We start from the raw sequence: 23,081 nt of genomic DNA on the forward strand, positions 1-23,081 counted from the left end.
CGGGCGGAAAGCGCCCGGCACCACCGCATCGCTCAACCGATGGTGTCCAGTCCACCCATGTAGGGGCGCAGCACGTCCGGCACGGTGATCGAGCCGTCGGCGTTCTGGTAGTTCTCCATCACCGCGATCATCGCCCGGCCGACGGCGGTGCCGGAGCCATTGAGCGTGTGCACCAGCTCCGGCTTGCCGGATTCCGGATTGCGCCAGCGCGCCTGCATGCGGCGGGCCTGGAAATCACCGGTGTTGGAGCACGAAGAAATCTCGCGGTAGGTCTCCTGTGAAGGCAGCCACACTTCCAGGTCGTAGGTCTTCACTGCCGAGAACCCCATGTCGCCGGTGCACAGCAGCACCTTGCGGTACGGCAGGCCCAGCTTTTCCAGGACGACCTCGGCGCAGCGCGTCATGCGCTGGTGCTCGGCCTCGCTGTCCTCAGGGCGGCAGACCGACACCAGTTCCACTTTCTCGAACTGGTGCTGGCGGATCATGCCACGCACGTCGCGGCCCCCGCTGCCGGCCTCGGCGCGGAAGCACATCGAGTGCGCCGTCATCCGCAGCGGCAGCTGCTCGGCGTCGACGATCTCATCGCGCACGATGTTGGTCAGCGGCACTTCGGAGGTGGGAATCAGATAGCGGGTGGAATCACCCACCGCGGTCTGGAACAGGTCGTCCTCGAACTTGGGCAGCTGGCCGGTGCCATGCAGCGAAGCGGCGTTCACCAGCAACGGGACATTGGTTTCCTCATAGCCGTGCTCGCCGGTGTGCAGGTCCACCATGAACTGCGCCAGGGCCCGGTGCAGGCGTGCGATCGGGCCACGCAGCACGGTGAAGCGCGATCCGGACAGCTTGGCCGCGGTTTCAGCGTCCAGCCAGCCGTTGCGGGTGCCGAGTTCCACGTGGTCGAGGACCTTGAAATCGAACGTGCGCGGCGTGCCCCAGCGCGACTGCTCGACGTTGTCGTTCTCGTCGGCGCCGTGTGGCACATCGGCCGCCGGCAGGTTGGGGATGTCCAGCGCGATGGCTTCGATCTTCTCGCGCAGTGCGTCCAGCGCGATTTCCGAGGCCTTCAGCTCGTCGGCGAAGGCAGCGACTTCGGCCATGATCGCCGAAACGTCTTCACCCTTGGCCTTGGCCTGGCCGATCGCCTTGGAGCGGCTGTTGCGCAGGCTCTGCAGCTCCTGCGTGCGCACCTGGATCCGCTTGCGGTCTGCTTCCAGCGCCTCCAGCGCGGACACGTCCAGCTCGAAGCCGCGACTGCTGCGCAGGCGTTCGGCGAGATCGGCAGGCTGGTGGCGGAGCAGGGCTGGATCGAGCATGGCAGGCATCTTGTTTGGACCGAACCGGGATTATCGCCTGTAATGCGTTTTTCTGCCGCCGGTTCATTGCGCCTGTGCCAGAATCGGGCGGACTTTTCACGTGCCACCTGGTCTGCCCATGCCCGCTCACCGCCCCACGTCCGGTTCGTCATTCACCCTGCAGATCCCCCGCAACAGCCTGAAGATCGCCGGCGCCGCCTTCGTGGCAGGCCTGGTGCTGTTTGCCGTCGTCTGGTTCTCCAGCCGCGACAAGGGGTTCTACAAGGCAGACCCGGCCACACAGACACCGCAGCAGGTCGCCGAGGTGGAGCCGCTGCCCGAACCCCGGGCCGCCGCGGCCGGTTCGAGCGACATGCCTGACGCGCGCCCTGCCCCGGCGGCGGCCGAAGAGATTCCACAACTTGTCGAGACGGCGCCTGCGCCGCCTGCACCGACCACCGCCGTGCCCGCGGGCGATGCTTCGCAGGGCGGTGGCATCGTGTCAAGCGATCGTCCCACCCCGATTGCCGCCCAGTCGCCGGCGCCGGCCTACCCGCCTGCGGCGCTGCGCCGCGGCGAATCCGGCACGGTGGTGCTGCGGGTGGACGTGGATACGGCAGGCCAGCCGAGCGCGGTCACCCTGATCCAGCGCAGTGGCTCGCGCGATCTGGACCGTGCCGCGACCGTGGCTGTGCGACGTTGGCGCTTCACCCCGGCCATGGCCAATGGACAGCCGATCCCGGGCAGTATCGAGGTACCGTTCGAGTTCAATCTGCCCAACTGAACAGGCGGGCTGGCGGCGCTCTCAACAGCGTGCAGCGCAAGACCCGGCCCTACGGGGGCTGAACCGCGCGCACGCCGTTGACGCAGAAATGACATCCGGTTGAGGGGGCTCGGGCAACACTCGGGATGTCGTCGGAAACGACATGTTGGAGGTTGCCACATGAATGCAACGCACGCTCCCCATGCTACGAATACCGTCCCCCGGGACGATCTTGAACCCGGCCGCAGCCATCGCCGCACGTCCCCCTGGCTCTGGTTTGCCCTGATCCTTGCGATGTTTGCCGGCGCCCTGGCCTGGCTTCGAATGACCAACGACACCGTAGCGCCTGCGCCCGTGGGCCAGCGCATGCTGCCGGAGACCACCACGCCCGTGGCCAACAGGCCCGCCGCACCGGTCGAGCGCGCTGCCCCGGCCACGTCGCAGCGCAAGGCCGCCCCGGCGATCCGCAACCGCGAGGCCCGTCCGCTGGCCAGCAATGCGCAGCCGAGCTATCCGGTGAGCGCACTGCGCAACGGTGTGCAGGGCAGCGTGACGGCGCGCCTTCAGGTGGCTCCCAACGGCGAGGTCACCGATGCGAGCATCGTCTCCCGCAACGGCCAGCGCGACCGCGATCTGGATCGTGCGGTGCTGACGACCGTGCGCGGTTGGAAGTTCGAACCGGCCATCCGCGATGGACGCGCGATTGCCAGCGTGGTCAATGTCCCGGTGGATTTCCGTACCGAACGTTGACGATGCGCAAGCGGGCGCCGGGTCGTCCGGCGCCCGCTTGATGGGCACTGGCCAGGCAGCGCCGGTCAGGCGTGGACGTCCAGCGTGAACCCTGCGCCTTGGGCCAGGGTATCGAACCCCGGGAACGACGTTGCCACGTTGGCGACATCCTCGATCCGGACCTCCCCAGTGGAAAGTTGAGCTGCGATGGCGAAGGCCATGGCGATGCGGTGGTCGCCGTGGCTGTCGATGGTGCCGCTGCCCAGCACGGCGCCTCCATGGATCGTGGCGCCATCGCCGGTCTCGTCCACCTGTACGCCGAGCGCACGCAGGCCAGTGGCCATCGCGGCCAGTCGGTCGGACTCCTTGACACGCAGCTCGGCCGCGCCGGTCACCACGGTTGTACCCTCGGCGGCCGCGGCGGCCACGAACAGCGCCGGGAACTCATCGATCATGTCCGGCACCAGGGCCTCAGGGATCGTGGTGCCCTTCAGCGGGGCATGGCGGACCACCAGATCCGCCACGGGTTCGCCACCCTGCTCGGCCAGGTTTTCTTCGCGGATGTCGGCCCCCATCAGGCGCAGCGCGTGCAGCAGCCCGGTGCGACGCGGGTTCAGGCCGACCTGCTTCAGCCGCAGCGCGGAGCCGGGGATGATGCTGGCGGCCACCAGGAAGAAGGCGGCCGACGAGAAGTCCGCAGGCACCACGATATCGGTCGCACGCAGGCGCTGTCCGCCCTGCAGCCTCGCCTTGCCGGGAGCGTAGTCGATGGCCACCCCGAAGGCCGCCAGCATGCGCTCGGTGTAGTCACGCGTGGGATGCGGCTCCACGACCGACGTCTCGCCCTTTGCGTAGAGGCCGGCCAGCAGCACCGCGGATTTCACCTGCGCGCTCGCCACGGGCGATTCGTACGCGATTCCCTGCAGCGCCTGGCCGCCGTGCACGCGCAGCGGCGGCGTGCCATCGGCCTCGGTCTCGATGCGTGCGCCCATCTGCGCCAGCGGTCCGGTCACGCGCCGCATGGGCCGCCGGGACAGCGATGCGTCACCGATCATCACGCTGTCGAACGCCTGCCCGGCCAGGACGCCGGCGATGAGTCGCATGCCCGTGCCGGCGTTGCCGCAGTCCAGTGCTGCGGCCGGTGCCTGCAGGCCATCGATGCCCACGCCATGCACCACCCGCCTCGATGGCGAAGGTGTTTCAATCCGCGCCCCGAGCTGGCTGAAGATCCGCGCGGTGGCGCGCGTGTCTTCGCCTTCCAGGAACCCTTCGATGGTGGAGGTGCCATCGGCGAGCGCGGCGAACATCACCGCACGATGGGAAACCGATTTGTCCCCGGGAATGGCCAATGTGCCCGTCAAGGCCCGGCCCTTGCGGGCGATCCAGTACTGCGTCGTGCTCATGCGTGATTCAATCCTTCAGCGGCGTCGTGCGTTTCAGCACACGGCGACCGGGTACGAACCCAGGATCTTCACCTGGGCCGCATGGGTTTCGAGTTCAGCCAACGCCGCCTGCATCGGCGCATCGTCCACATGGCCGGCCAGATCGATGAAGAAGCCGTATTCCCACTTGCCGTGATGCGAGGGCCGCGACTCGATGCGGTTCATGCTGATGCCATGCCGCGCGAACGGGCTGAGCACATCGAACAGCGCGCCCGGCTTGTCATGGATGAAGACCAGCACCGACGTGCGGTCGTGGCCGGACGAAGGGAAGATGCTGCGGCCGATGACCAGAAAGCGCGTGGTGTTGTCCGCATCGTTCTGGATCGGTTTGGTGACCACCTTCTTCAGGTTGTACACGTGGCCGGCGTTCTCGCCGCCGATGGCCGCCGCATCATCGGCATTGCGCGCCCGGCGAGCGCCTTCGGCATTGCTGGCCACCGGGATTTTCTCGGCCCGGGGCAGGTTGGCGCGCAGCCACGACGAGGTCTGCATGAACGATTGCGGGTGCGCGTAGATGCGCTCGATGTCTTCCAGGCGGCCGCTGCGCGACATCAGGTACTGCTGCACGCGCAGCTCGGCTTCACCGCAGATCTTCAGGTTGGAAGTGAGGAACATGTCCAAGGTGATCTGGATGGTGCCCTGCCCCGAATTCTCCACCGGCACCACCCCGAAATCGGCATTGCCGGCCTCCACTTCCTGGAAGACTTCCTCGATGCTCGCCATCGGCAGGCCGAGTGCGGAGCGACCGAAATGCTTGAGCACGGCCTGCTGGCTGAAGGTGCCCTCCGGACCGAGGTAGCCGATCTTGAGCGGCTCCTGCTGGGCCAGGCAGGCCGACATGATCTCCCGGTAGACATGCACCAAAAGCTCGTCGCTGAGCGGGCCTTCGTTGCGGTCCACCACCATGCGCAGCACCTGCGCCTCGCGTTCGGGGCGGTAGTAGTCCACTGCGGCGGCGAGCTTGCCCTTGGCCTTGCCAACCTGGTGCGCGTAGCGGGCGCGCTCGGCGATGAGAGCCTGGATGTCGCGGTCGATCTGGTCGATGTTGGCGCGCACATCGGCCAGCACCAGCGGTGGTGCCGCCTTGGCCGCGCGGGCGGTGGTGCGGGACGCCGGTTTCACTGCGGCCGCCGGCGTGGCCGGGGTGGCTTTCCGGGTCGTTCTTGAAGCGGCTGGATCGGCAGGTTTGCGTGCCATCGGGGATCCTGTAGTGCTGGGCGCACAGGCGTGCGCCGGAAGTTCAGCCGTGACGCTGCTGGAAATCGGCCATGAAGCCCACCAGCGCTTCAACGGCCGCGAGCGGAATGGCGTTGTAGAGCGAGGCGCGGATGCCACCGACGGCCTTGTGGCCCTTCAGCGCAAGCAGCCCCGCCGCCTTGGCGTCTTCCACGAAACGCGCATCCAGCGCCGGCGTCGGCAGGAAGAACGGCACGTTCATCCGCGAGCGTGCCGAGACCGCGATGTCGTTGCGGTAGAAGCCGCCGGACGCATCGATGGCGGCGTACAGCAACGCCGCCTTGGCCGCGTTGCGCTCGGCGAACGCCACCACGCCGCCTTCGGCGAGCATCCATTTGAACACCAGTCCGGCCAGATACCAGTTCCAGGTCGGCGGGGTGTTGAGCATGGAATCGCGTGCAGCGTGCGAGCGGTAATCGAAGATGTCCGCGCGGCGCTGTCCACTGCGCTCGAGCAGGTCGCGGCGGATGATCACCACGGCGATGCCGACCGGGCCCAGGTTCTTCTGCGCCCCGGCGTAGATCACGCCGAAACGGCGCACGTCCAGCGGCTCACTGGCGATGGAGGAACTGAAATCGGCGACCAGCGGCACCTCACCGGTGTCCGGAATGTCACGGAACTCCACGCCATGGATCGTTTCATTGGCGGTGATGTGCACGTAGGCGGCGTCGTCGGACAACTGCCAGCCGGCGCGCGGCGGCAGGTCATGGTAGTGCCCGGCTTCGCTGCTGGCGGCGACGTTCACCTCCACGTACGGGGCGGCCTGTTTCACCGCTGTCTGCCCCCAGTGCCCGCTGATCACATAATCCGCCCGTTGACCGGCAGCGGCGAAATTGAGGGGAATGAGCGCCTGCTGGGTGGTGGCGCCACCGGGCAGGAACAGCACCGCGTAGTCCTGGGGAATATCGAGCAGTTGGCGCAGGTCGGCTTCGGCCTCCGCGGCCACGGCCATGAACTCGGCACCCCGATGGCTCATCTCGACGATGGAGGCGCCGGCACCGTGCCATTCGAGCATTTCCGCCTGCGCCTGACGCAGGACCGATTCCGGCAGTGCCGCAGGGCCGGCACTGAAATTGTACGCGCGGGTCATGTCACACCTATGAGGCAAGACCCCTAGTATGCCGCAGCGCATCAGCGTCCGCGCCTTGTCCGGCAAGGGAATTTGGTTGCATCCGAATCCATCGCGCGGCCACCGGGCCACAAGCGTCACACTGCTTCAGCGCGCGCCGAACAGCAGCAGCAGGCTCAGCACGCCGGCCAGCAGCAGGGCGCTGCCGAGCAGCCAGGGCCAGCGACGCACGCGCCGCGGCACGTCCGGCAGGTCCTCGGCTCGGAACTCGGGCAGCAGCGCATCTTCATTGTGCAGTGGCTGCGTGCGCGGATCGTCGGGCAGTTCCACCACCAGGCGGTGGTGGCCATCGAACACCAGTTGATCGCCGCCCTGCAGCCAGCAATGGCGCACGTTCACGCCGTTGACCCGGGTGCCCTCGGCCGAGCCCAGGTCACGCAGCAGCACGCGCTCGCCGATGCGCTCCACGCGCGCATGGCGCGGTGCGAACGCTGGCTCATCGATGACGATGTCCGCGTCGGGGTCGCGACCGATCACGCGCGGGCGGTCAAGCGGGAAACTGCGTCCGTGGTGGCCACCGCCGACGCCGCGCAGTACGGCAATGCTTCCGGCCAGCGCGCCTTCGCCCGCCGCGCCTTGCGACGGAGCGGGCGGTTGTGCCACCGCCTCGGCCATCCCGCGCACGATCATTTCCACGCCGTCCACGTACACCGCATCACCCGCGCGCAGCATCGCCATGCGGCGCACCGGGCGACCGTTGACATGCACGCCGCGGATGCCGGCAGCCACCTGCAGCCAAAGCCCGCGCCCGTCCAGGCAGAACTGGGCGAGCAGCAGCGCCCCCTGGCTGGTGGCGACCACGGCGATGCTGCCATTGGCCTGGCGCACGATGCGCTGCACGCCGGCCAGCAGCGGCTGGTCAGGTTGCGTTTGATGGGGGAAATGGACGAGCAGACTGTGCACGCGCCGCAGCCTAGCAGGTTGCGATGATGGACGGAAAGCGTCAATGCGTGGCTTGGCGTTTGTCCTGCAGGTCCGCACAATGCACGCCCCTCCCGCCCTTAACCCCCGCCCTTCCGCCGCCAGGAGCTGCCATGTCCACCATCGATATCCGTCACGCCCATGCCCTGCCCGATCCGCAGGCCCGCACCGCCATGGAAGAGGTGGCGGCGAAACTCGCCGAACGCTTCGGACTGGCGTCGCAGTGGCGCGGTGACGTGCTCGATTTCAACGGCAGCGGCGTGGACGGCGCCATCGAACTGCAGCCCGGTGCGGTGCGGGTGACGGCCAAGCTCGGTTTCCTGCTCTCGTCGATGAAGAGCATGGTCGAAAGCGAAATCCAGCGCGTGCTCAAGGAAAAGCTGGGCTGAACAGCGCCGCCGTGAGGCGCGCCGAGCAGGCCGTCGTGCGCGTTTCCATCACGCCGTTCCTTCATCCGGCACGCTAGGCTGCCTTCTGCGACCGTCACAGCAGGAGCCTCTACGATGAGCCAGTACGACGAACACGACCCGCGTCACGAGGGCCAGGACAAGGCCTCGTTCCAGGACCAGGCCGAGCGCATCTCGCGCCGTTTCAGCGACTCCGCACAGCAGGTGTGGCTGGCCGGCCTCGGCGCCCTCGGCCGCGCCCAGGCGGAAGGCAACCGCTTCTTCGAAGGGCTGGTGAAGGAAGGCGAAGCGTTCGAAGAGCGCCGCCGGGGCCGCACCAGCGAGCAGGGCGCCAACTGGCGCGACAACGTCGAAGACCAGCTCGGTCAGGCCCGCGAGAAGGCCAGCGGCACGTGGGGCAAGGTCGAGAAGGCCTTCGATGACCAGGTGCAGGGCGTGCTGCGCCGTATGAAGGTCCCTGGTGCAGATGACATCGCGGCGCTGGAAGCACGCATCGATGCGCTGACCACGCGGCTGAACCGCCTGGAAAGCCGGGCGTCCCAGCCCGCGTCCGGTGAGCCCGCTCCCGGTTCCCACCAGTCCCCCAACAGCCTGCCCTGATGGGGTGTCGGTGCCGGTTCCCGCCGGCACCTGCGGCAGGCGGCGCGCCATGTTGCAAAGCAACAATATGCGCGCCACAATCGCTGTGACCCGCCTGTGCCTTCCGACTGTTCCCTCCCCTCTCGGATTCCGGCATCGGCGGGTTTTTCAGTCCTGAAGACCGCCCTGTGTGTAGGGATGCTCCCGACGCGGCGCAGGCCGGTCGCCGCTACACTGTCCGCCCTCTTCCGTCCCCTGTCCGCCGCCTGCATGTTTCCCTGGATTCCGGCTTTGCTGCTGGCTGCCGTGCTGTTTGTTGTCGCTACGCTCTACCTGTGGCTGGTCAAGCGCCGGGCGACTGAACGCGAACTGGGCCTGCAGGCGCTCGCCGGCATGCACTGGCGCGACTTCTCCGAGCTGGTCAAGCGCGCCCTGCGCGAGCAGCGCGACCTGCATACGCTGCCACACGCGGAAGACGGAAGCCGCCAACCCGCCAGTGATTTCCTGCTCGGCAGCGCCGAGGGTCCGTGGCTGGTCTGGTGCAAGCATGGGCTGGCGTACCGCATCGGCACCGCCGCCATCAACGAACTTGGTGCGGCGGCACGGCTTGCCGGCGCACGCGGTGGACTGCTGATCACCGAAGGCCGGGTGGAACGTGCCAGCCTGGCAACGGCGGAAAAGCAGGCGGTCGAAGTGCTCGACGGCCCGCGGCTGTGGCCGCTGCTGCTGCCCTATCTGCCCGGCGACATCGAATCACGGGTGCGCGACGCCGCGCGCCGCGAAGCCGTCCGCCGCACCGTCATCGCCGCGCTTGCGTGCGCCACGATCGGCCTCGCGGCGGCCGTGGGATTCAAGCGCGGCGTGCCGGCGTCGGCGGTCGAAGCACCCGCCCCAACGCAGCCCCCCGCTCTGCGGCAGCGCCCCGAGGTGGCAACGGCATCGCCTGCGCAGCCCGCACCGCCCATGCTGGAGCCGGACCCGGATGACAGTACGCTGCAGGCCTACCAGCAGGCCGTGTCGCGGGCGCTGCTGAGAGTGCCGGGCGTGACCAGCGGAATCTGGCAGACCCGGCAGACGCTGGTGGTGAGCCGCACGGGCACGCTGGAACAGGTTTGGCCGCGGATCTGCGAACAGGTCATCGCCTATCCCGCGCTGCGCACGGTGCGGATCCAGCTCAATGCCCGCCCGGGCGTGGACGAACCGGTGCGTTGGCGGCAGTGCGCCACCCTGTGAGCGTTGGCCTGCCCGCGCCGGCGGTCCGGGCAGCGCGTGTCAGCGCCCACCCGGCGCGAAGCGCGCCACCAGATCCCACGCATCGCCACGGAAGATCTGCCGCACCCGTGTGATGGCCTGGTCGCCGCGCCAGGTGTGGCGTTCGATCACCAGGCACGCGGTGCCCGTCTTGACGTCCAGCGCCTTCGCCGTCGGGGCATCGGCGCCCCATGCACTGATCCGATGCTGGGCACGTGTCCATGACACGTTCTGCAGCAGCCAGCTGCCCGGCGCGGTGCGGCTGAAATCCACCGCGCCTGCTTCGGGCACGCCCACCGGGCTGATTAGCCGGTGTTCGAGGGCCAGGGGCCTTTCATCGGCCAGGTGCAGACAGCGCAGTGCAAGCACCTGCGCGCCCGCAGCGAGCGCGGTTTCGCCTTCGTCATGTGCATGGGGGCCGCGCAGTTGGCGCTGCAGCAGCCGGTAGCCGTAACGCAGTCCCATCGCGCTGACCTGCAGGGCGATATCCGGGATCTCCAGCGCCACCTGCTCAAGGTGCGGCGACTGCCGCGCCACGAACGAACCGGCGCGGCGGCGGCGCTCGATCATTCCACTTTCGGCCAGGGCGGTCAGCACCTTGTTGACGGTCATGCGCGAACAGCCGTACTGCGCCATGAGCTCATGCTCGTACGGGATGCGGAAGCCGGGCGCCCACGCGCCGCTGAGGATCTGGTGCTCCAGATCCCGGCGGATGCGCTGGTTGAGCGTGGTGGCGTTGCGGGCGTTCACGGCGGTCTCGGGCAGGGGATCAGGCGGAACCCAGCACACCCTGCAGGGCCTGGGCAAAACGCGCCGTGATCGCGTCGCGCTGCAGATGGCGGCCGTCGGCCACGTACTGGCGGCCATGTCGCCAGACCGCGCGCAGCGCGCCATTACGGGCGGCGAACATCCAGCTGTCAAGCAGCGCATCCCCGGCGCGTGTCTGCAGCGCAGGATGCGCCGGATCCAGCTCCAGCACGTCCGCGCTCGCGGCCACCTGCAGTCCGGCCGCCACGCCCAGCGCCTGGGCGCCACCACCCAGCGCCGATTCGTACAGGTAGCGGCCGGTGCTGCGGCCGGCGTCCGGCGCGAGCACGTTGCGGCCGCGCAGGGTCAGGCGTTGGCCGTACTCGAGCAGGCGCAGTTCCTCGGCCGCGTCGATCAGCACGTTCGAGTCCGAACCCACTCCGAAGCGGCCGCCCTCGCGCACGAAGGCCTGCATCGGGAACAGACCGTCGCCGAGGTTCGCCTCGGTGATCGGGCACAGGCCAGCCACCGCACCGCTGCGCACCATGCGCGCGCGTTCCTGATCGTCGATATGGGTGGCGTGCACCAGGCACCAGCGCGCGTCCACCGCCGCGTGTTCGTACAGCCAACGCACCGGGCGCAGCCCGCTCCAGGCCACGCAGGCCTCCACCTCGCGCAGCTGCTCGGCGATATGGATATGCACCGGTCCATCATTGAGCGGCAACAGCGCGTCCAGTTCCTGCCCGGTGACCGCGCGCAGGCTGTGCGGCGCGATGCCCAGCACCGCATCCGGCAAGCAGGCAAGCGCCGCGCGTGCACCTTCAAGCAGCTGCGCGAATCCGTCCACGTCGTGGATCAGGCGGACCTGCGCCGGGTTCGGCGGTGCGCCGCCGAAGTCGGCATGCGCGTAGAACACCGGCAGCAGGGTCAGTCCGATACCCGTGCTGGCGGCTGCACCGGCCAGGCGTGCGCACATTTCGGCACGCTCGACATACGGCGTGCCGTCGGCCTGGTGGTGCAGGTAATGGAACTCGCCGACGCGGGTGAAACCGGTCTCGAGCATCTCCATGTACGCCTGCGCGGCGATCGCTTCGACCGCCTCCGGACGCAGCCGTGCAAGAAACCGGTACATCAGTTCGCGCCAGCTCCAGAAGCTGTCGCCATCCCCGCCGCCAACCTCGGTCAGCCCCGCCATGCCGCGCTGGAAGGCATGGCTGTGCAGGTTGGGCAGTCCCGGAACCGCGATGGCCAGGCGCACGTCACCGGGCGCTGCAGGCTGGCCTGCGGTGATTGCCACCAGGCGGCCATCGGCCACCTGCAAGCGCACATCACGCGCCCAGCCGTCGGGCAACAGCGCCTGCGCGGCGTGCAGGGTCATCGTGGCGTGCGGGTCAGTCATGGCTGGACAACCGGAAAAGGACGCTCGTATTGTATAGACATATCAGCGATGCGGTAACGGCCACTCCATGATCTGCGACACCCTGTGGACCGGCGTCCACCTGATCACCCTCGACGGCCCCGGTTTGGGCCTGCTGCGCGACGCCGAGCTCGCCGCCCACGAAGGCCGCATCGTGCATGTCGGCCCGGCCGGCAGCGGCCGTCACCTGAAACCCGTCCAACGCATCGATTGTCAGGGCCGCTGGATGTCACCCGGCCTGATCGATTGCCACACCCACCTGGTCTACGCCGGCAACCGCGCCAACGAGTTCGAACGGCGGCTGGAGGGCGCCAGCTACGAAGAGATCGCCCGCGCGGGCGGCGGCATCGTGGCCACGGTCCATGCCACCCGTGCGGCGTCGGCCGCGCAGCTGGCCGCGGAAAGCCGACCGCGCATGTTGGCGATGCGCGCTGAAGGCGTGACCACGCTGGAGATCAAATCCGGCTACGGCCTCACCCTGGAAGACGAGCGCAAGCAGCTGCAGGTCGCCCGCGATCTCGGCGCAGCGTGTGACATGAACGTGGTGCCGACCTTCCTCGGCGCGCACGCCGTGCCGCCCGGCGGGGACGCGCAGGCGTACATCGATGAGGTGTGCGCGCGGATGATTCCCGCGCTGGCCGCCGAAGGAGTGGCTGAAGCGGTGGACGTGTTCTGCGAGACCATCGGCTTCTCCCACGCACAGGCACGGCAGGTGTTCGAAGCGGCACGCGCCCACGGCCTTGCGGTGAAGATCCATGCCGAGCAGCTCAGCAACCAGCATGGCGCCGCGCTCGCGGCCGGCTTCGGCGCGCTGTCGGCCGACCATGTCGAGCACCTGGATGATGCGGGCATCGCGGCCATGGCGGCCGCCGGCACGGTCGCGGTGCTGCTGCCCGGCGCGTACTACTTCACCCGCGACACCACGCCGCCGCCGATCAGCGCGCTGCGCGCGGCCGGCGTTCCGCTCGCGCTGGCCACCGACTGCAACCCGGGCACGTCACCGCTGACCAGCCCGTTGCTGGCCATGAACATGGGCGCCACGCTGTTCCGCCTGACCGTCGAAGAATGCATCGCCGGGTTCACCCGCGAGGCCGCGCGCGCGCTGGGTCGCAGCGACCGCATCGGCCGGCTCGCGGTCGGCCTGGACTGCGACCTCGCGCTGTGGGACATCCAGTCGCCGGCCGATCTGGTCTACCGCATCGGCTTCAATCCCCTGCACGCGCGCGTACGGCGCGGCCAACCCGATCTGCCCGTTTCCTGGAGCACCCCATGAACACTCCTTTGGTCCTGCGTCCCGGCCACGTTTCCCTTTCGCAGTGGCGGCAGGTCTACCGTGGCGCTGCGATCACGCTGGATGCCGATGCCCTGCCGGCGGTGCGCGCCAGTGCCGCAGTGGTCGAAGCCATCGTCGCCCGGGGCGAGCCGGTCTATGGCATCAACACCGGTTTCGGCAAGCTTGCCAGCGTGCGCATCGAGCGCGATGACCTGGCCACGCTGCAGCGGAACATCGTGCTCTCGCATGCTGCCGGCGTCGGCGCGCCGATGCCCGTCGCCGTGGTGCGGCTGATGATGGCCCTGAAGCTGGTCAGCCTCGCCCAGGGCGCGTCCGGAGTGCGCGAGCAGACGCTGCGCCTGCTCGAAGCGTTCCTCGTGCATGACCTGGTGCCGGTCATCCCGGCGCAGGGTTCGGTCGGTGCCTCCGGCGATCTGGCGCCGCTGTCCCACCTGGCCAGCGTGATGCTGGGCGTGGGCGAAGCGTTCATTGCCGGCGAGCGGCTGCCCGCCCTCGATGCCCTGGAACGGGTGGGCCTTGCCCCGCTCGAGCTGGGCGCCAAGGAAGGTCTGGCGCTGCTCAATGGCACCCAGTTCTCCACCGCCTACGCCCTGGCGGGGTTGTTCGAAATCGAAACGGTGTTCCAGTCCGCCCTGGTCACCGGCGCGCTCTCCGTCGAAGCCGCCAAGGGCTCGGACACCCCGTTCGATCCGCGCATCCACGCCATCCGTGGGCAGCGCGGCCAGATCGTTACCGCCGCCGCGCTGCGCACGCTCATGCAGGGCTCGGCGATCCGCGAATCGCACCGCGACAACGATGTCCGCGTGCAGGATCCCTACTGCCTGCGCTGCCAGCCGCAGGTGATGGGCGCGGCGCTGGACATCATGCGCCAGGCGGCCACCACGCTGGAGATCGAAGCCAACGGCGTGTCCGACAATCCGCTGGTGTTCACCGATACCGGCGAGGCGCTCAGCGGCGGCAATTTCCATGCCGAACCGGTGGCCTTCGCCGCTGACATGCTGGCCATGGCCGTGTGCGAGATCGGCTCGATCAGCGAGCGCCGCACCGCGATGCTGGTGGACCCGGCCCTGTCCGGCCTGCCCGCGTTCCTGACCCCGCGCCCGGGGCTCAACTCCGGCTTCATGATTCCACAGGTCACTGCCGCCGCGCTGGTCTCGGAGAACAAGCAGCGCGCCTATCCGGCCAGCGTGGATTCCATTCCCACCTCGGCCAACCAGGAGGACCACGTGTCCATGGCCGCGCACGGTGCGCGGCGCCTGCTGCCGATGGCGGAGAACGCGGCGAACGTGGTGGGCATCGAGCTGCTGGCCGCCGCGCAGGGCTGCGATTTCCATGCGCCGCTGCGCTCCAGCGCGGCGCTGGAGACCATCCGCAGGCTGTTGCGCGAGCGCGTGCCTACGCTGCAGGAAGATCGCTACTTCCATCCGGATATCCTCGCCGCCACGGACCTGGTACGCAGCGGTGCGCTGCTGCAGCACCTCGCCCATGACGCACTGCCGGGCGTGGAGCCGCAAGCGTGAGTGCGCATCCGTACTGGCTGGAGGTGCATGAAGGATCCGCGCCGCTGCTGATCAGCTTCCCGCACACCGGAACCGAGCTTCCCGAAGCATGCGCAGACGGCTTCGTTTCGCCGTGGCTGGCGCGGCGCGATGCGGACTGGTGGGTGCACACGCTGTATGACTTCGCGCGCGGCATGGGCGCCACCACCGTGCGCTCGACGATCTCGCGCTCGGTGATCGACCTCAACCGCGATCCGGCCGGAGCTTCGCTGTACCCGGGCCAGAACACCACCGGACTGTGCCCGCTCACCACCTTCGACAACCAACCGCTGTACCGCGAGGGGCAGACGCCGGGCGAAGCCGAGATCGCGCGCCGCCGTGACACGTATTTCAAGCCCTACCATGATGCGCTCGGCGCGCAGATCGCGCGCCTGAAACAACAGCACGGCACGCTGGTGGTGTATGACGCGCATTCGATCCGCTCACGGATCCCGCACCTGTTCGAGGGTGAGCTGCCGCAGTTCAACCTCGGCACGGCCGGCCCCACCGGCACGCCGGACACCGCCTGCGACAACGCGCTGAGCGACGTGGTGGAAAACCTGTGCCGGCTCAGCGGACAGTCCTACGTACGCAACGGGCGGTTCAAGGGCGGCTGGATCACACGCCACTACAGCGATGTGCCCGCCGGGGTGCATACCCTGCAGATGGAGCTGGCCTGCCGGGGCTACATGCTGGAACCGGCCGTGGTGGACGCCCACAGCTGGCCCACCGTCCTGGACGACGACCACGCCGCACCGCTGCGCCGCACGCTGGCGCAGGTCCTCAACGCCTGCCTTGATTTCGCCTCGAACCGGAGCGCCGCATGACCCGTCACGACTCTTCCCGCACCATCGTCGCGCCCACCGGCAGCACGCTCACCGCCAAGAGCTGGCTGACTGAAGCGCCGCTGCGCATGCTGATGAACAACCTGCACCCGGACGTGGCCGAGCGGCCGCAGGAACTGGTGGTGTATGGCGGCATCGGGCGTGCGGCGCGGGACTGGCAGAGCTTCGATGCGATCGTCGAGGCGCTTACGCGGCTGGAGGACGACCAGACTCTGCTGGTGCAGTCCGGCAAACCGGTGGGCGTGTTCCGCACCCACGCCGATGCGCCGCGGGTGTTGATCGCCAATTCCAACCTGGTGCCGCGCTGGGCCACCTGGGACCACTTCAACGAGTTGGACAGGAAGGGCCTGGCGATGTACGGCCAGATGACCGCCGGCAGCTGGATCTACATCGGCGCGCAGGGCATCGTACAGGGCACCTACGAGACCTTCGTGGAGATGGGACGGCAGCACTTCGGCGGCGACCTGACCGGGCGCTGGCTGTTCACCGGCGGTCTCGGCGGCATGGGCGGCGCACAACCGCTGGCCGCGGTGATGGCCGGTGCCTCGTGCCTGGCGGTGGAATGCCGCCAGAGCAGCATCGACATGCGGCTGCGCACCGGCTATCTCGACACATGGACCGACAATCTGGATCACGCGCTGCAACTGATCGACGAGGCCTGCCGCAGTGGCACGCCGCGCTCGGTGGGGTTGCTGGGCAACGTGGCCGATGTGCTGGCCGAACTGCTCGAGCGTGGCATCAAGCCGGACCTGCTGACCGACCAGACCTCCGCGCACGATCCGGTCAACGGCTACCTGCCGCAGGGCTGGACGGTGGCGCAGTGGGATGAGAAGCGCGTGTCCGCGCCCAGGGACGTGGAAGCCGCCGCGCGCGCGTCGATGGCCAACCACGTCCGCGCGATGCTCCGCTTCCATGCGCTTGGCGTGCCGACCGTGGATTACGGCAACAACCTGCGGCAGATGGCGCTGGAAGAAGGCGTGGCCAATGCGTTCGATTTCCCCGGCTTCGTGCCGGCATACATCCGCCCACTGTTCTGCCGCGGCATCGGCCCGTTCCGCTGGGCCGCGCTCAGTGGTGATCCGGAAGATATCGCCAGGACCGACGCCAAGGTGAAGGAGTTGATTCCGGACAACCCGCACCTGCACCGCTGGCTCGACATGGCCGCCGAGAAAATCAGCTTCCAGGGCCTGCCCGCACGCATCTGCTGGGTCGGGCTGGGCGACCGTGACCGGCTCGGCCTGGCCTTCAACGAGATGGTGGCCAACGGCGAACTGAAGGCGCCGGTGGTGATCGGCCGCGACCACCTGGATTCGGGCAGCGTGGCCTCGCCGAACCGCGAAACCGAAGCGATGGCCGACGGCTCCGACGCGGTGTCCGACTGGCCGCTGTTGAACGCGCTGCTCAATACCGCCAGTGGCGCGACCTGGGTGTCCCTGCACCACGGCGGCGGCGTCGGCATGGGGTTTTCCCAGCACAGCGGCATGGTGATCGTGTGCGATGGCACCGAGGCGGCCGCCAGGCGAATCGCTCGCGTGCTGTGGAATGACCCGGCGACCGGCGTGATGCGGCATGCCGATGCGGGCTATGACATCGCGCTGGACTGCGCGAGGGAGAAGGGCCTGGACCTGCCGGGGATCCTCGGCAACCGTTGAGTCAAGGCCGGGCGCTACCCGGCCTCTCAACAAAGGGTCATGCGGGAGCGCACCCCGTGCCCGCGCGTGACGAACGCCGCCCGAGCTGTTAACTTGCGCGCCTTCGAAATAGTTTACAGGCGTTCCATGTCGCTCATCATCCTGCGTCTGCCTCCTGCCCCGACCCTGCTGGCAACGGCGCTCGCGCTCGCCCTCCCCGTTGCGGCACAGGCCGGCTCCGGGGATCCGGCCACGACCCTCGACAGGATCAACGTGACTGCCGCCGATGCCGCCGCGCAGGCGCGCGCGGCGTTGGCCCGGGTGCCCGGCGCCAGCAACGTGATCGACCTGGCGCGGGTGGCCCAGGGCCGTGTGGGCGGCACGAGTGATGTGCTCGCCTACCAGCCCGGCATCAGTGCGCAGTCGCCGGGCAACGAGGGCGTCAAGGTGTCCATCCGCGGCTCCGGCATCAACCGCGGGCCCGGCGCGCATGCGTCAGGCATCGCGGTCTCACTCGATGGCCTGCCACTGAGCGGCCCCGGGGGCACCCCCTACGAGCTGCTCGAACCCTTGTGGCTGAGCCGCGTGGAGGTGCTTCGCGGGGCCAACGGACTGGCGCGCGGCGCGCTCGCCCTTGGCGGTGCGATCAACTACATCAGCCGCAACGGCGCGCAATCACCGGGCACTGAAATCCACTATGAGGCCGGCAGCCGCGGCTACGAGAAACGCGGCCTGGGCCATGGCGGCACCCACGGCACGCTGGACTATTACCTCAACTACACCGACACCGCGTTCGATGGGTACCAGCACCATGCCGCCGGCGAGGGACGGGGCGGCATGGCCAACATCGGCTGGCAGATCACCCCCGACCTGCAGACGCGCCTGTTCGTCCGTTACCGCGAAACCGAACACGAAACGCCCGGACGGCTGACCCGCGCGCAGATCCGCACCACGCCACGGGCCTCCAACCCGGCCAACCTCGCCATCGATGCACGCCGGCCGCAGCCGGGCAGCACCTGGCTCGGCAGCCTGACCACGCTACGCATCGACGAGGACGCATCGCTGCAGGCCGGCCTGGTGTACCACCACTATCCGATGGACTTGAACGAAAGCCTGTACCGCCAGCAGCTGGATTACACCAACCTCAACGCCACGCTGGACTACACGCAGCGGCACCGGCTGTTTGGCCGCGCGGCGGTCACGACCGTGGGACTGAAGCTCACCCATGACCTGGATGCGGACGCGCGCGAAACCCTGCGCTTTGCCAGCAATGGCTATGCAGCAGGCACGCCTACCCGCGATTTCTCCCACCACGGTACCGACAGCGTGCTGCACCTCGGCAACGAACTCATGCTCAACCAGACGCTGCGCCTGCAGACCGGCCTGGCGCTGCTGCAGACGCGGCGCGAGGTGCAGGTCACCTGGCCTGCCGCTCAGCCACGGCTGGCCGTGCGCGAATGGGACTACGCCCCGCGCATCGGCTTCACCTGGCAGCAGAACCCGCAGCTGCAGTGGTTCGGCAATGTGAGCCGCTCGGTCGAGCCGCCCCATCCGTGGTCGATGATCTGGGGGTCCAACCAGTATTTCGCGGCCGGCAACGGCGCCTCCACCGGCCGCCAGCGCGCGCCCGTGCCGCTCGACAACCAGACCGCGACCACGTTCGAGCTGGGCGCGCGAGGCGAAAGCACGCTGGGACGCTGGGAGCTGACCGCCTACCACGCGCGCGTGAACCACGAGCTGCTCAGCGTGGAGGTCGCGCCGGTGCCGAATCTGTTCATCGCCGAGAACAACGCCAGTGCCACGGTCCATCGTGGCATCGAAGCGGGGCTGGATGGCACCGTGTGGCAAGGCAGCGCGGGGCGCCTCTCGCTGCGCCAGGCCTACACGTTCAGTGACTTCCACTACCGCGATGATGCGCGTTTCGGCAGCAACCGGCTGCCGGGTCTGCCCCGCCATCATTACCAGGGCGAACTGCGCTTCGACCACGGCTCCGGGTTCTACGCCGCGCTCAACACCGAGTACGCTTCACGCATCGCAGTGGACTACGCGAACAGCTTCTGGGCCGACAGCCGCGCCATCTTCGGCAGCCGCATCGGGTATGACGCACCCGACGGCCGCTGGCAGGCCTGGGCGGAGATGCGCAACATCGGCGACCGACGCTATGCGGCCACCGTGACGCCGGGGTACGACGACGGCGGCCGGGACGTCGCGCGGTCAACGCCGGGCGATGGCCGTGGCGTGTTTGCGGGGGTGCGGTTGCGGTTCGACTGAGGCACGCCGATGGCGTGCGGGTCGGCAGGCTGCAGTCCCGTTGCGGTCACGCACCGCCCTGCTGCGCGAACCACGCCGCATAGGGCGTGTTCTTCGCCAGATGGCGGTTGTAATCCGGCGCGCCGTCCTCCCACCACACCGGCCCGCGCTCGCCGAGCGCCACCTTGGCTGCATCGACGTCACCGCGCGCATCGCGAAGGTCCTGCTCGTCACCGGACGCCAGCGCATCCTTCACCGCGCGCCTTGCATCCATCAGCTGGGTGACCAGGCGCTGGCGCTGGGCGTCCGGCAGCGCTGGGTTGCTGGTGCGCCATAGACGCCCGCGCACCACCAGGTAACGGCCATCCGGCGTACGCAGGGGTGCGGGCGCGTGCGTGGCCAGTGCGCTGGCGCTCAGCGCTTGCCGCGCTGGTCGAGCGCCTGCTGGATCGCCTGCTCGGCCAGCGGTGCCATCACCGCATACCCTGCCGGCGTGGGATGGACGCCATCCTTGGCCAGTGCGGGATCAAGTCCGCCGGCAGCATTGGCCATCGGCGTGTAGTAATCCAGGTACACCGCATTGCCCGCCGTGGCGTACGCCTTCAGCGCAGCATTCAGTGCCCGCACCTTGGGTGCGGGCGCCACGCCCGATTGCCACGGGTACTCGCTGACCGGCAGCACCGAAGAAAGTACGACGTCGATGCCATGCGCACGCGCCAGCTCCGCCATCGAATACAGATGGCCTGCGATCGTCTCCAGCGGTGCCGGACCGGTGTTGCCGGCGATATCGTTGGTGCCGGCCAGAATGACCACCACAGCCGGCGCCAGGTCGATCACATCTTCGCGGAAGCGCACGAGCATCTGGGCCGTCGTCTGTCCTGACAGCCCACGGTTGATGTAGCCCTTGCCGGGAAAGAACGCGGCACCGGCCTGCTCACCCCACCCTTGCGTGATCGAGTCACCGAAGAACACCACGCGCGGCGCGGCCGACGGCTTCAGGATCGCATTCGCCTGCCGGTAATGCGCCGTTTGCCCGAAGTCGGCAACGCGCAGCTGCAGCCCGCGCACATCATCGGTAGAGAGCGTGTCGGGCGCTCGGGTCAGCAACGGGTTGATGGCTGGCCCGGTCACAGGCGCGGCATGCGCGGAAAGCACCGCAGCCGACAACAGGAGACCGCACACGATGCGGGAAGCAGACATACCCATGCTCGAAGGATCCGATCAGAAAGACAGTGGAGGCATGGTACGTTCGCCGTGCAGGCACCCACAAGCCGATAACGACACGATGGCCTGCGCGAGAGGCTGCCCTCTTCACGTTGCGGCGCCGGGCGTCTGTCCATAGTGCAGTCTGCCGACCAGACCGCTTCCGCCCATGCCCCTGCAGATCCGCCGCGGTTCCTCTCCAGCCGCACTGCTCTCGCGCATGCCGGCCTGGCCACGCCCCGTACGCTGGGTCCTGGCGGCGCTGTTGCTGCTTTACCTGCTGTACTTCGTTGCGGGCAACGTCTATCTCAACACCCCGCTGTTCGACATGACCACCAACCAGAAGCCGGAGAAGTTCCAGCTTCGCACCGGTCCGGGCTTCACCGTGGTGCCCGGCCACGTGGTGTTCTGGAACGTGCATGTGCGCGTGCATGCAGGACGGACGGTGCAGATCTATTCCGCCGAACGCGCCAGCGCCACGATCTCGCTGCCGGCCCTGCTCCGCCGCGAGATCCATATCCCGCGGACCGACGCCGATGGCGTGCGCGCTGTCATCGGGAATGTTGAAGACCGGATTGAACCGCCTCCGCGTAGCGACAAAGGCTGGACCGTGCGCATGGACGAAATCCACAGCGACAGCATCCGCAGTGGCGAGTTCGGCAAACTGCTTGTTTCCGGTGAGGCCAGCGCAACGGTGGGCTTCGTCAAGCAGATCCGCGGCGGCCCGTCCGAGCTGCTGCCTTCGCAGGCGCATTTCCGCAACGCGCGCATCAGCTGGAATGGCACCACGCTGCTCGACCAGGCCGATGTCCAGGCCAGTGCGCACTTCCCGCGCCATTACCGCGATCAAGCGCCGGGCGTGCGCAAATTGAACATTCTCACCGCCGCACTGAAGATCGAGGGCCGCAGCCAGGCCGTGCGCGTGGACACCGGCGGCGCGCAGGCCACGGTCGGCACGGTGCCTTCCACCGCTCGCCTGCAGGCAGACCTGGCGATCGACCACGGCGCTCTGCGCCCTGGCGGGCACCTGGTCTGGCGGCTGCCGGTGCTGCTCGGCCGGCAGACGCAGGACCAGGGGCTGCTTGCACTGCAGCTCGATGTCGCCGAGGACATCCGGGTACAGGCGCGCCTGCCACCGGACGAAGACAGCGGCAACCGCCTGGATGCCGACCTGCGCGTCCGCGGTCGCGATGTTCCGTTCCAGGCGCTGTCCGCCCTGCTGCCGCGCACCTCCGGCCGGGTGCAGACGGCGTGGGCGTTCGATTCACTCAACTGGATCTCCGATCTGATCGTGCGCAAGCCGTGGTTCCGCCTGCAGGGCGGCGGTACGGTGAAGGCGGACGTCACCCTCGCCGATGGACAACTGGCGCCGGGCAGCACGGCGGAGATCCCGCGCGTAGCGGCGGTGGCCGAGGTCGCCGGTGTGCGCATGCAGGGTGATGCCCACGCACGTGGCCGCATCATCGAAGGCCGCACTCCGCAGGCACAGGTCGCGGTGACCCTTGCCGAGTTCAAGGCCGCGCCGGGTGATGCGCCGAAGCAGGTTCTGTTCGACGGCAAGGACATGCGCATGACCTTCAACGGCGACGCGCGCCTGCAGGAACTGAAGGAAGGCGGCCGCGTGCAGCTGGCGTTCAAGGATGCACGCGTGCCCGACCTCGCCCGCTACAACCGTTATGTGGGCAACGACCAGCTCGAGCTGCTGGGCGGGGCCGGCCTGCTCAGCGGTGACGTGGAACTGGATACCTCCGGACGGGTCGGCAGCGGGCACGCGGACCTGCGCGGCAATGGTGCGCGCCTGCGCCTGGCCGGCCTGGCATTGAGCGGCAACGCCGCCGTGCAGGCACGGCTGAAGCGCGCGGATTTCGAGCAGAAACAATTCGATCTCAATGGCACCACGGTGCGCCTGCAGGACGTGCGCGTCGGCGCGGGCGGCGATGCCGGCTGGTGGGGCGAGGTGGCCATCCGGCAGGGCCACCTCTCCGCCGCCGCGCCGCTGCGTGCCGACGCGGTGGCCGATATCACCCTGCGCGACGCCGGGCCGATCCTGGACATCTTCAGCGAGCGCGGCAAGTCACCGCGCTGGGTGCTCGGGCTGATCGACTCGGGTGAAGTGCAGGCCACGGGCCAGCTGCGTTGGCGGCAGAACGGGCAACTGCTGGTCGATGATCTGCACGCGGAGAACCAGCGGCTTTCGCTGCGTGGCCGGCTGGCCATCGGCGAAGCCGGCCGGCGGGGCGATCTGTACCTGCGCTGGGGCATCCTCGGTGCGGGCATCGAACTGGATGGCGAGCAGAAGCAATGGCACCTGAGTGGCGCGCGCGAGTGGTACGACAGACGTCCGCGGCTGCTGCCGCCGCGCTGAGGGGCGCTCTGCCCGCCCGAGCGCGTCCGTACGTCCTGGCCC

20 protein-coding genes are annotated in these 23,081 nt (G+C 68.7%); 11 read left to right on the forward strand and 9 right to left on the reverse strand.

Features of this window, described 5'->3' with window-relative positions; all coding sequences use genetic code 11:
- Positions 1–32: 32 nt before the first annotated feature.
- Entirely contained in the window at positions 33–1,313 is a 1,281-nt protein-coding gene (gene serS, locus FHY09_RS07350; RefSeq protein ID WP_166925696.1) for a serine--tRNA ligase, read from the reverse strand.
- Positions 1,314–1,431: 118 nt separating this feature from the next.
- Here serS and FHY09_RS07355 point away from each other — a divergent pair, with 118 nt between their 5' ends.
- On the forward strand, positions 1,432–2,076 hold the full coding sequence (locus FHY09_RS07355; protein ID WP_166925698.1) for an energy transducer TonB: 645 nt from the start codon (positions 1,432–1,434) through the stop codon (positions 2,074–2,076).
- 159 nt (positions 2,077–2,235) lie between these two features.
- On the forward strand, positions 2,236–2,805 hold the full coding sequence (locus FHY09_RS07360) for an energy transducer TonB (protein WP_166925700.1): 570 nt from the start codon (positions 2,236–2,238) through the stop codon (positions 2,803–2,805).
- A gap of 65 nt (positions 2,806–2,870) precedes the next feature.
- Here the strand turns inward: FHY09_RS07360 and aroA are convergent, their stop codons facing one another.
- The 4 genes from aroA to FHY09_RS07380 all read right to left on the reverse strand — a co-directional run bounded on the left by aroA (position 2,871) and on the right by FHY09_RS07380 (position 7,494).
- A complete protein-coding gene (gene aroA / locus FHY09_RS07365; protein WP_166925702.1) occupies positions 2,871–4,187 on the reverse strand; it encodes a 3-phosphoshikimate 1-carboxyvinyltransferase in 1,317 nt (438 codons plus the stop codon).
- Positions 4,188–4,220: 33 nt separating this feature from the next.
- Positions 4,221–5,423 carry a prephenate dehydratase gene (gene pheA, locus FHY09_RS07370; RefSeq protein ID WP_166925705.1) on the reverse strand — a complete coding sequence of 401 codons (1,203 nt, stop codon included), beginning with the start codon at positions 5,421–5,423 and terminating at the stop codon, positions 4,221–4,223.
- A gap of 43 nt (positions 5,424–5,466) precedes the next feature.
- The gene (gene serC / locus FHY09_RS07375; RefSeq protein WP_166925707.1) at positions 5,467–6,552 is read right to left on the reverse strand and encodes a 3-phosphoserine/phosphohydroxythreonine transaminase; all 1,086 of its coding nucleotides are present in this window, start codon (positions 6,550–6,552) and stop codon (positions 5,467–5,469) included.
- A 126-nt stretch (positions 6,553–6,678) separates the two neighbouring features.
- Positions 6,679–7,494, reverse strand: coding sequence for an FHA domain-containing protein (locus FHY09_RS07380; RefSeq protein WP_166925709.1), 816 nt, complete (start codon positions 7,492–7,494; stop codon positions 6,679–6,681).
- Positions 7,495–7,625: 131 nt separating this feature from the next.
- Between FHY09_RS07380 and FHY09_RS07385 the strand changes: the two genes are divergently transcribed.
- The 3 genes from FHY09_RS07385 (at position 7,626) to FHY09_RS07395 (ending at position 9,731) form a co-directional block, all read left to right on the forward strand.
- Positions 7,626–7,901 carry a polyhydroxyalkanoic acid system family protein gene (locus FHY09_RS07385; protein WP_166925711.1) on the forward strand — a complete coding sequence of 92 codons (276 nt, stop codon included), beginning with the start codon at positions 7,626–7,628 and terminating at the stop codon, positions 7,899–7,901.
- Positions 7,902–8,015: 114 nt separating this feature from the next.
- Complete coding sequence (locus FHY09_RS07390; protein WP_166925713.1) at positions 8,016–8,519, forward strand: phasin family protein; 504 nt, start codon at positions 8,016–8,018, stop codon at positions 8,517–8,519.
- Positions 8,520–8,768: 249 nt separating this feature from the next.
- Positions 8,769–9,731: a restriction endonuclease gene (locus FHY09_RS07395; protein WP_166925715.1), complete on the forward strand. Its 963-nt coding sequence runs from the start codon at positions 8,769–8,771 to the stop codon at positions 9,729–9,731.
- Between the two features lie 39 nt (positions 9,732–9,770).
- On the opposite strand, the gene hutC is transcribed toward FHY09_RS07395, so the two are convergent.
- Both hutC and FHY09_RS07405 read right to left on the reverse strand, forming a co-directional pair.
- A complete protein-coding gene (gene hutC, locus FHY09_RS07400) occupies positions 9,771–10,499 on the reverse strand; it encodes a histidine utilization repressor (protein ID WP_456362735.1) in 729 nt (242 codons plus the stop codon).
- Between the two features lie 19 nt (positions 10,500–10,518).
- Entirely contained in the window at positions 10,519–11,895 is a 1,377-nt protein-coding gene (locus tag FHY09_RS07405; protein ID WP_166925719.1) for a formimidoylglutamate deiminase, read from the reverse strand.
- 67 nt (positions 11,896–11,962) lie between these two features.
- Between FHY09_RS07405 and hutI the strand changes: the two genes are divergently transcribed.
- The 5 genes from hutI (at position 11,963) to FHY09_RS07430 (ending at position 19,492) form a co-directional block, all read left to right on the forward strand.
- Positions 11,963–13,186: an imidazolonepropionase gene (gene hutI / locus FHY09_RS07410; RefSeq protein ID WP_166925721.1), complete on the forward strand. Its 1,224-nt coding sequence runs from the start codon at positions 11,963–11,965 to the stop codon at positions 13,184–13,186.
- Complete coding sequence (gene hutH, locus FHY09_RS07415) at positions 13,183–14,727, forward strand: histidine ammonia-lyase (RefSeq protein ID WP_166925723.1); 1,545 nt, start codon at positions 13,183–13,185, stop codon at positions 14,725–14,727. Before hutI ends, hutH begins: the two co-directional genes overlap by 4 nt.
- Positions 14,724–15,572, forward strand: coding sequence for an N-formylglutamate deformylase (hutG, locus tag FHY09_RS07420; RefSeq protein WP_166925725.1), 849 nt, complete (start codon positions 14,724–14,726; stop codon positions 15,570–15,572). The genes hutH and hutG overlap by 4 nt, the downstream gene beginning before the upstream one ends.
- Positions 15,569–17,242 carry a urocanate hydratase gene (hutU, locus tag FHY09_RS07425; protein ID WP_166925727.1) on the forward strand — a complete coding sequence of 558 codons (1,674 nt, stop codon included), beginning with the start codon at positions 15,569–15,571 and terminating at the stop codon, positions 17,240–17,242. Before hutG ends, hutU begins: the two co-directional genes overlap by 4 nt.
- 126 nt (positions 17,243–17,368) lie before the next feature.
- A complete protein-coding gene (locus FHY09_RS07430) occupies positions 17,369–19,492 on the forward strand; it encodes a TonB-dependent receptor domain-containing protein (RefSeq protein ID WP_166925729.1) in 2,124 nt (707 codons plus the stop codon).
- 46 nt (positions 19,493–19,538) lie between these two features.
- Here FHY09_RS07430 and FHY09_RS07435 read toward each other — a convergent pair whose 3' ends face one another.
- Positions 19,539–19,874, reverse strand: a complete 336-nt coding sequence (locus tag FHY09_RS07435; protein ID WP_166926556.1) for a hypothetical protein — start codon at positions 19,872–19,874, stop codon at positions 19,539–19,541.
- An 11-nt stretch (positions 19,875–19,885) separates the two neighbouring features.
- Entirely contained in the window at positions 19,886–20,677 is a 792-nt protein-coding gene (locus FHY09_RS07440) for an SGNH/GDSL hydrolase family protein (protein ID WP_166925732.1), read from the reverse strand.
- A gap of 166 nt (positions 20,678–20,843) precedes the next feature.
- Here FHY09_RS07440 and FHY09_RS07445 point away from each other — a divergent pair, with 166 nt between their 5' ends.
- On the forward strand, positions 20,844–23,039 hold the full coding sequence (locus FHY09_RS07445; protein WP_456362736.1) for a hypothetical protein: 2,196 nt from the start codon (positions 20,844–20,846) through the stop codon (positions 23,037–23,039).
- Positions 23,040–23,081 lie beyond the last annotated feature (42 nt).

This window comes from Xanthomonas sp. 60 (assembly GCF_011761925.1).